General features: G+C 73.5%; 8 protein-coding genes and 1 pseudogene. 3 read left to right on the top strand and 6 right to left on the bottom strand.

Annotated elements, in window-relative coordinates; translation table 11 throughout:
- Positions 1 to 7 precede the first annotated feature (7 nt).
- Both AQI95_RS30350 and AQI95_RS30345 read left to right on the top strand, forming a co-directional pair.
- Positions 8 to 1,164: pseudogene (locus tag AQI95_RS30350) on the top strand (adenosine deaminase); the annotation flags it as partial.
- A gap of 20 nt (positions 1,165 to 1,184) precedes the next feature.
- Positions 1,185 to 1,871: a glycerophosphodiester phosphodiesterase gene (locus AQI95_RS30345; RefSeq protein ID WP_067130872.1), complete on the top strand. Its 687-nt coding sequence runs from the start codon at positions 1,185 to 1,187 to the stop codon at positions 1,869 to 1,871.
- Between the two features lie 4 nt (positions 1,872 to 1,875).
- Here the strand turns inward: AQI95_RS30345 and AQI95_RS30340 are convergent, their stop codons facing one another.
- Both AQI95_RS30340 and AQI95_RS30335 read right to left on the bottom strand, forming a co-directional pair.
- The gene (locus AQI95_RS30340) at positions 1,876 to 2,388 is read right to left on the bottom strand and encodes a hypothetical protein (RefSeq protein WP_067130869.1); all 513 of its coding nucleotides are present in this window, start codon (positions 2,386 to 2,388) and stop codon (positions 1,876 to 1,878) included.
- 110 nt (positions 2,389 to 2,498) lie between these two features.
- Positions 2,499 to 8,330, bottom strand: a complete 5,832-nt coding sequence (locus tag AQI95_RS30335; protein WP_067130866.1) for a WD40 domain-containing protein — start codon at positions 8,328 to 8,330, stop codon at positions 2,499 to 2,501.
- A gap of 113 nt (positions 8,331 to 8,443) precedes the next feature.
- Here AQI95_RS30335 and AQI95_RS30330 point away from each other — a divergent pair, with 113 nt between their 5' ends.
- Positions 8,444 to 9,721, top strand: a complete 1,278-nt coding sequence (locus AQI95_RS30330) for an ArsB/NhaD family transporter (RefSeq protein ID WP_244188895.1) — start codon at positions 8,444 to 8,446, stop codon at positions 9,719 to 9,721.
- A gap of 53 nt (positions 9,722 to 9,774) precedes the next feature.
- On the opposite strand, the gene AQI95_RS30325 is transcribed toward AQI95_RS30330, so the two are convergent.
- The 4 genes from AQI95_RS30325 to AQI95_RS30310 all read right to left on the bottom strand — a co-directional run bounded on the left by AQI95_RS30325 (position 9,775) and on the right by AQI95_RS30310 (position 13,607).
- Positions 9,775 to 10,737 (bottom strand): inositol monophosphatase family protein, encoded by a 963-nt coding sequence (locus tag AQI95_RS30325; RefSeq protein ID WP_067130864.1) that lies wholly within the window; start codon positions 10,735 to 10,737, stop codon positions 9,775 to 9,777.
- Entirely contained in the window at positions 10,721 to 11,377 is a 657-nt protein-coding gene (locus tag AQI95_RS30320; protein ID WP_067130861.1) for a hypothetical protein, read from the bottom strand. The genes AQI95_RS30325 and AQI95_RS30320 overlap by 17 nt, the downstream gene beginning before the upstream one ends.
- Before the next feature lie 31 nt (positions 11,378 to 11,408).
- Positions 11,409 to 12,350: a hypothetical protein gene (locus AQI95_RS30315; protein ID WP_244188894.1), complete on the bottom strand. Its 942-nt coding sequence runs from the start codon at positions 12,348 to 12,350 to the stop codon at positions 11,409 to 11,411.
- A 123-nt stretch (positions 12,351 to 12,473) separates the two neighbouring features.
- Entirely contained in the window at positions 12,474 to 13,607 is a 1,134-nt protein-coding gene (locus AQI95_RS30310; RefSeq protein WP_425264929.1) for a nitric oxide synthase oxygenase, read from the bottom strand.
- Positions 13,608 to 13,694 lie beyond the last annotated feature (87 nt).

The raw sequence follows: 13,694 nt of genomic DNA, 5'->3' as shown, positions 1-13,694 counted from the left end.
GGCCGGGGCCTACGATGATCCCGCGCAACCGATCAGCCGATCACCGCGCCCGCACCACGGACCCCGCTCCGCGGGCGCCTTCCCGGGGAGGACCCCATGACCGACAGCTCCGCACTCGCCACCGGAACGGCCGACCGCGATCTGCGGACCTTCATCGCCGGACTGCCCAAGGCCGAACTGCACGTCCACCACGTCGGCTCCGCCTCCCCGCGCATCGTCTCGGAACTGGCCGCCCGCCACCGCGACTCCAAGGTCCCTTCCGACCCCGAGGCCCTGGCCGACTTCTTCACCTTCACCGACTTCGCCCACTTCATCGATGTGTACCTGTCGGTCGTCGACCTGATCCGCACCCCGGAGGACGTCCGGCTGCTGACGTACGAGGTGGCCCGCGATCTGGCCCGGCAGCAGGTGCGCTACGCCGAGCTGACCATCACCCCCTTCTCCTCCACCCGGCGCGGCATCGACGAGTCGGCCTTCATGGCGGCGATCGAGGACGCCCGCAAGGCGGCCGAGGCCGAGTTCGGGACCGTACTGCGCTGGTGCTTCGACATTCCCGGCGAGGCCGGGCTGGAGTCCGCCGAGGAGACGGCGCGGCTCGCCACCGACGACCGGATCCGTCCGGAGGGCCTGGTGTCGTTCGGGCTCGGCGGCCCCGAGATCGGCGTGCCCCGACCGCAGTTCAAGCCGTACTTCGACCGGGCCATCGCTGCCGGACTGCACTCGGTGCCGCACGCCGGCGAGACGACCGGCCCGGAGACGGTCTGGGACGCGCTGAACGAGCTGCGCGCCGAGCGCATCGGGCACGGCACCAGCTCCGCGCGGGACCCGGAGCTGCTCGCCCACCTCGCCGAGCACCGCATCCCGTTGGAGGTCTGCCCGACCTCGAACATCGCCACCCGCGCGGTCCGCACCCTGGACGAGCACCCGATCAAGGAGTTCACCCGGGCCGGAGTGCTGGTCACGATCAACTCCGACGACCCGCCGATGTTCGGCACCGACCTCAACAACGAGTACGCGGTGGCTGCGCGCCTGCTCGACCTGGACGAGCGCGGCGTGGCCGACCTCGCCAAGAACGCGGTCGAGGCCTCCTTCCTGGACGCCGGGGGCAAGTCCCGGATCGCGGCGGAGATCGACACGTACACCAGCGCCTGGCTCGCCTCCTGACGCGCACCACAATGGGGAGCATGCAGACCGTGACCGCCGTGGCCCACCGCGGCGACCCCTACCGCTTCCGTGAGAACACCGTCGACTCGTTGCGTTCCGCGCTCGACCGGGGCGCGGACGCGGTCGAGATCGACGTACGGCTCACCCGCGACGGCGTCCCCGTGCTGCTGCACGACGACACGCTGCGACGGCTGTGGGAACACGACCGGCCGCTGGCCGCGCTGTCCGCCGAGGAGGTGCGCGGGCTCACGGCGGGCGGCGTGCCGACGCTGGCACAGGCGCTGGAGGCCACCGGCGACAGCCGGGTGATGGTGGATCTGTGCGGACGCGTCGACCGGCGGCTGGTGGACCCGGTGGTGGACGTGGTCCGGCAGTGCGGGGCCCAGGAGCGCGTCTACTACTGTGCGGGCGCCGAGGCGATGCTCGCGGTGCGCGCCGCCGACCCGGCCGCCGAGATCGCCCTCACCTGGACGACCCTCGCCCCGCCCCGGCCCGCGCTGCTGGCGGCGGTCCGCCCGCGCTGGCTCAACTACCGCTTCTCCCTGGTGAGCCGGGAGCTGGCGGCCCGCGTCCACCACGACGGACACCTGCTGTCCGTCTGGACCCCGGACACCCGCCGCTCGATGAGCCGCCTGCTGGACCTGGGCGTCGACTCGATCACGACGAACCGCGTCGACACCCTGCACGCACTGCGCGACGGCCGCTGAACGATCAAGCGGCGAGAGCCGGCGAGCCCAGCGACTCCAGGCGCTTGATCTTCTTGCGTACGACGTGGAGCGGGACGACTCCGACGACCCCGAAGGACATGTCGATCAGGCTCCACCAGAAGGGGATTCCCCGGATCGGTCCGCAGATCAGGGCGAGCGGGATGATGCCGGCGCAGGCGATCATCCCGAACTCGACGACCCAGATGTTGCGGACGGGGTCGCGGTAGGGGCCGTAGAAGGCGACGGCGATGACGAGGTGGGCGAAGGCGAGCCAGTCGGTGCCGTAGAGGAGGAAGGGGTAGTCGGAGTCGGCGGTGTCGAGCCCGGCGCGCACCCGTTCGATCCAGTGCGCCAGTCCCGGCAGGTGTTCCGGCACGGACAGCGCGCGCAACACGCTGTCCGTCCAGCGCAGTTCGTTCACCAGGGCGAAGGCGGTGGCCCCGCTGAGCACGAGGCACACGACGAAGAGGACCAACCAGGCGCGAATGCCCTTGAGCAGGGCGGCTCTGTCGCTCATGGGACAAGCGTACGCCGGGAGTTGAACACGTTCAAAAGTGCCCTGCCACCGCCTTCCGCTCCTCCGCCCGCCGCCCTCCTCCGTCCGCTGCGTCTGCTCCGTCCGCCGCGTCACTCCAGCGGCGCGTCCAGGGGCACATGGCGCACACCCGCGAGATGGCCGTCCAGTTCGCCGGGTTCGAAGCGGCACATGCCGACCGCGTGCCAGAACTCGCCGGTGACGTCGCCCTCGTACTTGTAGCCGCCGGTCGGGGACAGCGCGGCCCAGCCGCCGGGCATGCCGACCAGAGTGGCCCGCAGGGCGGCGGGGGCGTCCTCGGGGACGTGCCACAGCCGCACCGTGCCGTCCTCGCCGCCGCTGGCGAGCAGGGAGCCGTCGGGGCTGAACGCCACGGCGAGGATCCGGCCGGTGTGGCCGGTCAGCACCGCCGTCTCCCGGCCGGTCTCCGGGTTCCAGAGGCGGACGGTCCGGTCGTCGCCCGCCGTGGCGAGCAGCGGGCGCCGGGGGTGGGCCGCCGCCGTCCAGAGCTTGCCGGTGTGGCCGGTGAGCCGACGGTCGATCTCGCCGTCCCTCCAGATCACCGCCGTACCGTCCCAGGAGGCGCTGGCCAGCCAGGAGTCGTCGGGGGCGAACGCCACGGCGTACACGCGGTCGGTGTGGCCGTCGAGTTCGGCGGTGAGGGTGTGGCCGTCCGTCTCCCAGATCCGCACCGTGCGGTCGTCGCAGCCGGTGGCCAGGACCTCCCCGTCGGAGCGGAAGGCGATCGCGCGGACCCGGCCGTGGTGCTCGCTGAGGGTGGCGACATGCGCCCCGGTGCTCCGGTACCACAGCCGCACCGTGTCGTCGTCGTTGGCGGTGGCGAGGAGCCGGCCGTCGGCGCTGAACGCCTCCGCCCACACATGGTCGGTCTCGACGTCCAGTTCGCGCTGGTACTCGCCGGTGGCCGCGTTCCACAGATAGAGGTCGCCGTCGCTGCTCGCCGTGGCCAGCAGGGATCCGGCGGGGCCGAACGCCGCCGACACCAGACGGTCGCTCTGCCCGGTCAGCTCGCGCAGCCGCCGGCCGGAGGCGGAGTTCCAGACCCGTACGACACCGTCGTTGCCGCCGGCCGCCAGCATCGAGCCGTCGGCGCTGAAGGACAGGGTGCCGATGCGGCGTCCATGACCGCGCAGGATGCGCCGGCCCTGGCCGGTGGACGGATCCCAGAGGCGGACGACGCCGTCGTTGCCGCCGGTCACCAGCAGCGCGCCGGGGCCCGTGACGGGCGTGTCGCCGTGCGGGCGGAACTTGCACACCCACACCGAGCCGCGGTGCTCGGCGGGCTGCCGGTTCAGCGGCGCCGCGACCGGGTCGGCCGCCGGGTCGATCCGCCACAGCCGGACGACGCCGGCGCTGTCCCCGGCGGCGAGCAGGGCCCCGTCGAGGTCGAACAGCACTTGGTACACGGCGCCCTGGCAGCCGCCGAGCAGCCCGGCACAGCGGCCGGTGGCCAGGTCCCACAGCCGTACCTCCCCCTGGGTGTCACCGCTGACCAGCAGGGTGCCGCCGGGATGGAAGTCCAGGGTGTAGACGCGGCCGGAGTGCCCGGTGAACTCGTGCCGCAGGGTGCGGGTGGCGAGGTCCCAGATCCGCACGGTGCCGTTGCTGCGCTCGACGCCGCGGTCGCCGGTGGCCAGCAGGGTGCCGTCCGGGCTGTACCGCGCCCGGTACACCGCGCCCTGGTGGCCGGGCAGTTCACCGGTCTGCCGCCCGGTGGCGAGGTCCCACAGGCGTACGGCGCTGGAGGCGTCCCCCGTGACCAGCGAGGTGCCGTCCGGCCCGAACGCCATGGTGTAGACGGGTGCGGCGTGGCCGGGCAGCCGGTGCAGCGCGGCGCCCGAGGCCGTGTCCCAGACGGTGACCACGCCGTCGGCGTCGCCGGTGGCCAGGAGGGAGCCGTCGGCGTCCAGGGCGAGCGGCCAGACGCCCTTCGGGTGGATCTCCAGCAGATGCACACAGCGGCCGGAGACCGGGTCCCACAGGCGTACGGTGCCGTCGGAGCTGCCGGTGGCGAGAACCCGGGCGCGGAACCGGACGGCGTAGACCCGGCCGGTGTGGCCCTGCAAGGTGCGCAGCGGGGTGCCGGTCGCGGCGTCGCAGACGAGGACGCCGCCGTCCTCGCTGCCGACCGCGAGCAGCTCGCCGTCGGGGCTGTAGGAGATGGGTTCGGGCAGCCGGCTGGTCTGCATGTCGAAGCCGTACGGCACACCGACCGCGGAGGGCCGGAAGCCGGAGTCGACGGCCATGCCGGGCGCCCTCGCCGCGGTGGCGAGTTCAGGGCTGTCGGCCAGGGGTCCGGTGGTCGCCGAGATCAGCGCCGCGCGCCGCCAACGGCCGCCGTCCACGCGGGCGCCGGTCAGGTCGGTGCCGATCAGCCGGGCCCGTCGGACGTCGGCCCCGCGCAGGTCGGCGCCGGTGAGATCCGCACCGTCGAGCCGGGCGCCGACCAGCCGGGCGCCGCGCAGGACGGCGCCGGAGAGGTTGGCGCCGACGAGGCGGGCGTCGGTGAGGTCGGCACGGGTGAGGTCGACGCCGGAGAAGTCGCGGTGGGAGAGGTCCTCCCCGGCGAGGGCGGCGCCGCGCAGATCGGTGTGGGCGGGCACGCGCAGCCGGCTGAGGATCTTCACGGCGTTGGCGCGGGCGGCGTCCGGGGAGGTGTCCCCGGAGGTGCCGGACAGCTCCTGCTCGGCCCAGGCCTGGCAGATCCGGTGGTCGGCGAGGTCGCACAGGAACTCCACGGCCAGCTGGCTGAGTTGGCGCCGGCCGAGCAGGGTGCTGTCGCCGTCCGTGAGCCGGCGGGCGCACTCGCGGGCGACGAGCCACTCCACCACCGAGCCGTGGATGAACCGGAACACACCGTCGTCGCTGCGCACCAGCAGACTGCCGGAGCCGATGGCATGGGCGGTCTGCGGCACCGACAGCCGGGCTTCCGCGAGGCCGCCGAGGGTCTCGGCGACGTCGGTCAGCTCGTCGAGGCGCAGCGAGTCCTGGCCGCTCTCCCACAGCCGCAGGGCGAGCGCGCTGACCGCGTCCCACAGCTGGTCCAGGGAGAGTCCGGGAGCCCGGCCGGGGCTGCCGCTGCCGCGCTGTGCCTCGAAGCCGAGCCAGGCGGTGAGCACCTCCTGGTAGAGCCCGGCGGGGCTGAGGGCGCGGCCGGCGCCGGCGACCGCGCGCAGCTGGTCGTCGTCGAGGTCGGCGACGAAGCCGAGCAGCCGGGGGTTGCGGCACAGGGCGAGCAGGTCGGGGATGGCGTCGAGCAGCCCGAGCCGGTGGTCGGCGGCGCGTTCGTCGCCGTCGTAGCGGTTGACCAGGTAGGCGCGGATCTGCTGCGGGGTGAACTCCTGGACGGCCAGGACCCGGCGGTGCGGGAGCAGGCCGACGCGTTCGCCGAGCGCGGTGAGGACCTGCCCCTGGGAGCGGAAGTGCTGGGTGCGGCTGGAGACCACGATCTTGGCGCTGTCCACGGCGGAGTCCAGCAGCACCTGCAGGCGTTCGGCGGCGCGATCGTAGGTGACCTGGTTGACGAGTTCGTCGAAGCCGTCGAAGAGCAGCACGATCCGGCCCTGCTGGAGCATGTACCTGAAGGCCCGCAGGTCGATGTTGTCGACGCCGTGGGCGGCGAGGTGGGCGGCGACGAGTCCTTCGAAGGAGTAGGCGCGGTCCAGGGCGTTCAGTTCGATCAACAGCGGGACGAGATGCGGCAGTTCGGCGGGGATGCGGCGGGACAGCTCGCGCAGCGCGAAGGTCTTGCCGTGTCCGAAGTCGCCGAGGAGGAGCAGGAAGCGCCCCTGGTCGGAGTCGAGCAGCCGCAGCATGTCGTCGACCAGCCCGTCGCGGTCCTCGGCGTCGAGGCGTTCCACCTCCCGGTACCGCTGCGGCAGGTACATGCCCGGGGGGTAGCGGGGGTCGGTGCGCAGCCGCTCGCTCTGCGCGAGGACGTATCCACGCAGGTCGAGCAGGCCCTGGAACTCGGTGAAGCTGCGTACCCGCACGCCCCGGCGCCGAGCCGCGTCCCGCAGTTCGCGGGCGGGCGGCGGCCCGTCGTGGACGAGTTCGGCCTCGGTCTCGGCGTCGGCGGCGTGCACGAGGGCCACGAACCGGTCGACGTCGTCGCCGGTCGGGGTGCCGGTGTGCACGGCCACCCGCTGCTGGCGCACGAAGCCGGACTGGCTCCAGGTGACGAGCAGTTGGGGCACCGGCCCGTCCACCGGGCGGATCTGCGCCCCCTCGTGACGGGTGCGGCACACCTCCGTGACCCGGGCGAGCAGTATCTCGGCCGGGGTCTGCACGGCACGCGGCTCGGGGTCGGGGACGAGGCCGCCGTCCTGATCCGCGGGGGCGCCGGCGTCCGGCGGTCCGAAGGCCCGCTGGGCCCGCCGCCACGGGAGCGAACGCCGCCGCGGCTCCCCCGGCCCCGGCCAGACGGCCAGTCCGTCCCGGCCGATCCGCACCAGCTGATGCCCGCCGGGCCTGCCCGTGCCGATCAGCGGCACCTCGCCGGCGGCGGTGGCCAGGTCGTGCTGTGCCGCGCCGGAGTCGGCCGGGCCGTGCAGCAGCAGATGGAGCCGGGGCGCGGTCAGCCGGGTCAGCACCTCGGTGTCGCGCAGCGGGCCGGCGCCGTCCAGGGCGGCCGTGCCCGGCGCACCGGCGCGGCGGACGCCGACGGCGGGCCGGGCGGCACCGGGGAAGTGCCGTACGACGCCGATCCTCAGCCACTCCTCGGTCTCATGGGGGCGCAGCGCCTGCGCGAACCAGGCGGCCTGCTCACGGCCGATCAGCCCGTACTGGTCGTCGCGCCGATGGCTGTAGGCCATGGAGGAGTTGAGCCCCGCGACGACGGTGTGCAGTTCGGGCACGGGAAAGAGGGTCCACGGCTGATCGCTGTCGAAGACGACGTCCAGCCCCTGGTACAGCTCCTGGAACAGCCGGGCGAAGTGGCGCCACTTGGGCCAGTACGGCGGCCGGGGCGGCATCTCGTCGGCCTCACAGGTGCTGAAGTAGGCCTGGCAGGCGGCCTGGTTGACGTCCTGGCCGCCAGGGACGAGCGCGACCCGGTGCGGTTCGAGCCCGAGCAGGGCGCGCAGCCCGGTGAGGAAGGCGAGGGCCTGCTCGAACTCGCGCCGGCTGCCGGAGGCGGTGAGGTCGCCGGTGACGACGAGCAGGTCGGGCGAGGGCGCCCCGGCGTCGGTCAGCTCGACCAGGTCGCCCCAGATCGCGGCCTGCAGCTCGGCGGGGTCCTGGCCCCGGCCGAAGGCGGGCCCGGCCAGCTGGAGCACGGTGACCGCCTCCTGCTCGCGGACCGGCGAGGACACCCGCGGGTACGACGGCGCCGCGGCGGGTCTACGGCGCCCCGCCCACCCGGGCCCGCCGAGCGGCCGCCCGGGGCTCGGCACGGACGGCGCGGGAGGGACGGAGTGGCCGCCGGCTCCCGGGTAGTGCGGGCGGGCGCTGGGCCGGGCGCGCCCGTCGAGGGCCTGCCGGACCCGGGCGAGCAGCAGTTCCCGCGCCGCCGCCGGATCGGCGACCGGCACCAGGTCGACATAGGTGATGGTGGCGAGCAGCCCCTCCACCGGGATGTCCTCGACCCGTACCGTGAGCAGCCGCCGTTCCGGCGCGTCCGGGTCGGCCCGCAACGCGGCCTGCCACTCCATCCGCCCGTACCGGGAGCGCTCGTAGTTGTGCGACAGTACGGCGATGACGGCGGCGGACTCGCTCACGCCCCGGTCCATGAAGTCGACGAAGTTCGTGCCCGGGACGAAGTCCCAGGCCTGCAGCACCGTCCGGTACCCGGCCTCCTCCAGGGTCCAGGCGATCCAGGACGCCCACCGTTCGTCGGCGGGCGAGTAGCTGATGAAGAAGTCCAATGGCCCGGTGTCCCCCGGGATGTTCTGACGAGCCACCATGTATGCATGATGCCGTGAGAAGACAGACCGATGACGGCCGTTTCCAGGCGTTCGACAGCCTCATGGGCAGCGGCCCGGTCACAGCGGAGCACAACTGTGCGACCCTTCCAACCGTGCGTGTCTTACTGCGTCTGCATGTCCTCGACCGGGTGGCGATCGGTCTGCTGGCGACCGGACTGCTCTGTGTCGCCACGGGGTTGCTGCCCACCGGGTCGGCATCCGACGCGATGACCCGCATCGCACCGCTGCTGCCCTTTCTGGGCACGGTCATCGTGCTGGCCGAACTGACCAGCAGGGCCGAGGTGTTCGACGTCCTCGCGGTCCGGGTGGCGCGGGCGGGCCGGGGCAGCTACCCGCTGCTGTTCCTGCTGTGCGTGGCCTTCGCCTCCGTCACGACGATCGCCCTGAACCTGGACACCACGGCCGTCCTGCTGACTCCGGTGATGCTGGCGCTCGCCTCCCGGGTGGGCATCGCGCCGGTGCCGCTGGCGATGACCACGGTATGGCTGGCCAACACGGCGAGCCTGCTGCTGCCCGTGTCCAACCTGACGAACCTGCTGGCCGCCAACCGGGTCGCGCTGTCCCCGCTGGGCCTGGCGGGACGGATGTGGGCACCGCAACTCGCCGCGCTGGTCGTGACCATGGCTTGTTTGTGGCTGTTCTTCTGGCGGCGGGGCAGGCGTGGGGGGCCTGTTGTCGACGAGTCCGGTCTGATCGCCGTGCCGGTGTCGGGGCCCGGTGCGGCGCGTGCGGCGGATGTGCGTCCCGACACGGCCGACCGCTATGTGCCGCCCGCCGTGCACCGGCCCGCCGACCCCGTGCTCTTTCGCGCCTGCGCGTTCGCCTGCGCCGGTTTCCTGATCGCCATCCTGGTGGCCGACGTCCCCCTGTGGATCGCCTCCGCGACGGCCGCGCTCGTCGCGGTGGCGGCCTTCGCCGTCCGCGACCGGTCCGCGATCCGGCTGTCGCTCGTCCCCTGGCGGCTGCTGGTGATGGTGCCCGGCATGTTCCTGGTGGTCGAGACGGTCGACGCGCACGGACTGCACGACCTGCTGGCCTCGGCGATCGGCCACCACGGCGGCACACCGGGCCTGTTCCGCGCGGCGGCGGTGGGCGGCGGCCTGTCGAACGTCCTCAACAACCTGCCCGTCTACCTCGCCGGAGAGGCGGCGGTCCCGGTCGCCAACCACGACCAGCTCCTCGCGCTCCTCGTCGGCACCAACGCCGGCCCGGTGATCACTCCGTGGGCGTCCCTGGCGACGCTCCTGTGGTACGAGCGCTGCCAGGCGCACGGCGTCCGGGTGCCGGTGGCGCGCCTGATGGGCACGGGCGCGGTGCTGGCGACGGCGGCGGTGATCGCGGCGGTGGGGGCGCTGGCACTGACGCGCTGACCGCTCAGGTGCAGTACCGCGGGCCTGCGGTACGAAGGAAGAGGACGGCTTCGTCAGCGTGCATCCCACGCCGACGGTGGCGTACCGGCCGCCGAGGAACGCCGCGCCGCTGGACCTGTCGGGGCGCTTTCCGTCCTGTGCGTGTCCTCGGTACCGGGAGAGAAGGGGCTGACGAGGTCGAGGAGGTGCGGCAGCATCTCCGGGCGCCCGGCGACGAAGGAACGCCCCGTGTCGGGGCCGCCGAAGCCGCCGCCGAACTCCGCGCCGTCGAGGTGCCGCAGCGCGACCCCCGCCTCGCGGGCGAGCAGCGCACCGGCGGGCAGGTCGATCGCCTCCGCGCGGTAGCCGACGAAGCCGTCGATGTCGCCGCGGGCCAGCATGGCCCAGGCGACCAGCGGTGCCCAGAGCTGGAGCAGGCGCCGGGAGCGGAGTTCGAGGGTGTGGCGCAGGGCGCAGGCGACGGGGTCGTCACGGGAGACGGCGTGGCCCTGGGTCCAGGCCAGCAGGGGGCCCGCGGCGGAGAGCGGGCGGGCGCGCGGCGGGGCGAGGCGCCCGCCCGGCCCCTGGGCCCCGCCGCCGCGCAGGGCGGACCAGGTGCGGCCGGTCAGCGGGTCGTGGACGACGCCCAGGACGGGCGTGTCCTCGACGCAGAGGGCGACGCCGACGACGTAGACGGGCAGCCCGATGACGACGTTGTTGCTGCCGTCGAGGGGATCGATCAGCCAGGTGCGGCCGCCACCGTCGCCGGCGAGTTCGCCGGACTCCTCCGCCAGGATCCGGTCGTGCGGGAAGCGGTCCCGGATCCGCCCGACGACGAGCTGCTCGGCGGCCACGTCCACGTCGGTGACGACGTCGCCGAGTTCTCCCTTGGGGCGGGCGGCGAAGCCGTCGGGGTAGCGGGACCGCAGCAGCGCCCCGGCCTCCTCGGCGGCGCCCACGGCCGTACGGTGCTCGACGGCGTAACCGTCCGGAGAAGAAGAGGCCGGGTCGGGCGAGGGATCAGGGTTCGGGCTCATGGATCCTCCTCAGGGCGGCCCGAGCGAGCCGGGCGGTCTGGGTCGCGTCGCACGTCCGGCGGACCATGCGGTGCCCGGGGGCGGACGGCGGGCCCAGCGAGAGGTCCACCCGGCCGGGCAGGGTCCGCCCCAGGACCAGGGTGGCGGTGGGACGGCCGTCGGGCACCACGCTGGTGTGGAATTCACCCGCGGGGAGGGTGTAGCTCTGGCCGCGCGCGCTGGTCTGCCTCGCGCCGGGCCGCAGCCGTACCAGGCGCTGGGTGGGCCGCAGTTCGTCGACGCCGGACGGATCGCTGAGCACCTCGAAGACCCGGTGGGTGGGTTCGCCGGGATCGTCGCGCACGTCCACGCGCCGGTTGTCGAGCCGCCCGTACAGCACGGTGCTGGTCAAGTCCCAGCTGTGGCAGTGCACTTGGGGTACCGAGCGGTCGGGTTCCGCGTCGGGCGTGCCGAAGAGGTGGACGCAGACGCCGTCGTCGCCGTCGCGCAGGACGGGCAGGCAGACGAAGCCCAGTGGGTGGCGTATCGCGCGCAGCGCGGCGCGGCCCGAGACGATCCGGTCCAGTTCCGATTCGGCGTGCCGGATCAGCTCGGCGGCGGCGTGCCGCCGGGCGGCCCGTTCGAGAGCCGGGTAGTCCATGTTCCTTCCCCCCTTGGCCGGAACACGGCGCTCACCTGCGGTACGGGTTCTCCGCGCGCAGCGCCTTGTCGATGATGTCGCCGACGTCACGGTCGGTGAAGCTCGGCGGAAGCGGCAGGCCGAGCCGGTCCAGCAGGCGTCCGACCTCGTCCACGGTGGGCTCGTCGGCGAGCGGGACGGCCTCGCGCAGATCGAGCTTGACCGCCTGCTCCCGGCTCTGGTGCAGCTCGGTGACGTAGTAGTCGTAGAGCGGCCGGTCCCGCTCGACGTAGAGGCTGACCCGGCTGGGGTCGTCCTGGGTGATGATCAGGCAGGTGTCGGAGAGGTCGAACCGCAGCGTCGGTGCCACCGACGACAGATGGACGTCGATCTCCAGGGTGTCCAGCCGCTGCCGGTGCCAGCAGGCGGCGACGACGGTGGCGTACGCCTCCTTGCGGGTGCGCTCCACGGTCCACTCGGTGAAGCCGAACGTACTGCGAAAGCGCGCGTACGCGGCGCAGACGTGGTCGTCGGCGGGGTTGATGATGTCGATCTTCATGCTGAGGGAGCGCCGCTGCCGCTGGGCCTCCAGCACGCACTCGGGCAGCGTGACGGCCCGCAGATAGGTGCCGGTGCCGCCCTTGAACACCCAGCGGGTGGTGGCGCGCCGGGCTCGCTCGTGCGCGAGCGCGACCTCGGCGCCGGAGAGCGCGCGGACCATCGCCAGGTCCTCGATGGCCCGGCTGGTTCCGGCGGTCGCGGCGCGCAGGTCGGCCATCCGGCGCCGGCGCTCGGTGAGCGAGCCGTACACCAGCGCCGCGAGCACGAGCAGGGTGGCGCCGGAGACGATGTTGTCGTCCATGTTCTGGTTGAGGACGTCCATGGCCCCGACGACCAGGGCGACGCCGATGGCGACGACCCCGTCCACGTTCCTGAGCGCCCAGGCGATCGCGTTCTCCAGCCGGTGCCCGGCTCCCTGCGGCGTGCTGCTCACGTCCACCCTCCCCCGACGGCGGCTTCCATCGTAGGAGCAAGGGGAGTTGGTCAGCCATGCGCCAAATCAGCCGAAAGACGACAGGCGGATCCGCGCCGCCGGACGGGCGAACCGGTTCGCCGCTCAGGCCGCGCCGTAGGGGCATTGCTTCGGCACTTTCGTGGTGCGGTGCACGAAGGCCGGCCGCTGGTCGGGGTCCTCGGGGTCGTAGTAGCGGTGGAACACCGCGGTCGCCCCTCCGGACAGGGGCGGGACGATCCAGCTCCAGTCGGCCGGTACCGGGCGCCCGTGCCGCTTCTCGCGGTCCACGTGCGCGAGGAACCGCCGCGACTCCGTGTGGTGGTCGGCCATGCTCACCCCCGCCTGGTCGTAGGAGTGCAGGACCGCCAGGTTCAGCTCGACCAGGGCGCGGTCCCGCCACAGGGTGCGCTCGTCCCGGGTGTCGAGGCCGAACAGTTCGGCGACGGCGGGCAGCAGGTCGTAGCGGTTGGTGTCGGCGAGGTTGCGGGAACCGATCTCGGTGCCCATGTACCAGCCGTTGAAGGGCGCGGCCGGGTAGGTGATCCCGCCGATCTCCAGCGACATGTCGCTGACGGCCGGCACCGAGTACCAGCGCAGACCGAGGCCGGCGAACCCGGGATGGCGCGGATGCGTCAACGGCACCTCCAGCACGGCGTCCTCGGGCACCTCGTAGAACTCCGGGCTCCGGCCGGAGCCGGGCTGCACCAGCAACGGCATCACCTCGAAGGGGGTTTCGCCGCCCTTCCAGCCCAGGTCCCTGGCCAGCGCCACCCGGCGGGCGCTGCGCGGGTCGTCCGCGTAGCGCACCAGCTGTTCGCTCAGCAGCGTGGCGGCGGGACGGCCGGGGCTGTCGGGGGCGAAGACGCTGATGACCGGCCGGATACGGCCTCCGTTGGTCGCGATCCGCAGATGCTCGAAGCACTCACTGGCGATGTCGTCGGGATGCGTGACGTGCCGCAGGTCCCGCACGATCAGGTTGTTCCAGTAGAGCCGGCCTATGCAGCGCGCCGCGTTGCGCCAGGCCACGCGCGCGCCGAACGCCACCTCCGCCGGGGTGTGCGCGTACGTGCCGAAGCGCTCCACCTCCGCGGTGACCTCCGCGAGCCGCCGGCGCGGATCGCCGGTGCCCGGGTTCTCGGCGGCGTACTGGCGGATGAACACCTCGGCCGCAGCCAGGACGGCCTCGTGCGCCGACGGGCGGCACCGAGCCGGGTCGGACGAAGGGGGGAGTTGCACCGGGTTCTCTCCTGCTCGGGGTCTGATGCTCACGCGGGCACGGCGAGCGAGTGGCCGCACGACCGGGCCGGGTCGGCCGGGTCGGGC

It is taken from the genome of Streptomyces yokosukanensis (assembly GCF_001514035.1).
GTDB classification, from domain to species: Bacteria; Actinomycetota; Actinomycetes; order Streptomycetales; family Streptomycetaceae; genus Streptomyces; species Streptomyces yokosukanensis.
The sequence above is the reverse complement of the archived record's forward strand: the minus strand, read 5'-3'. Positions and strand labels throughout refer to the sequence as shown.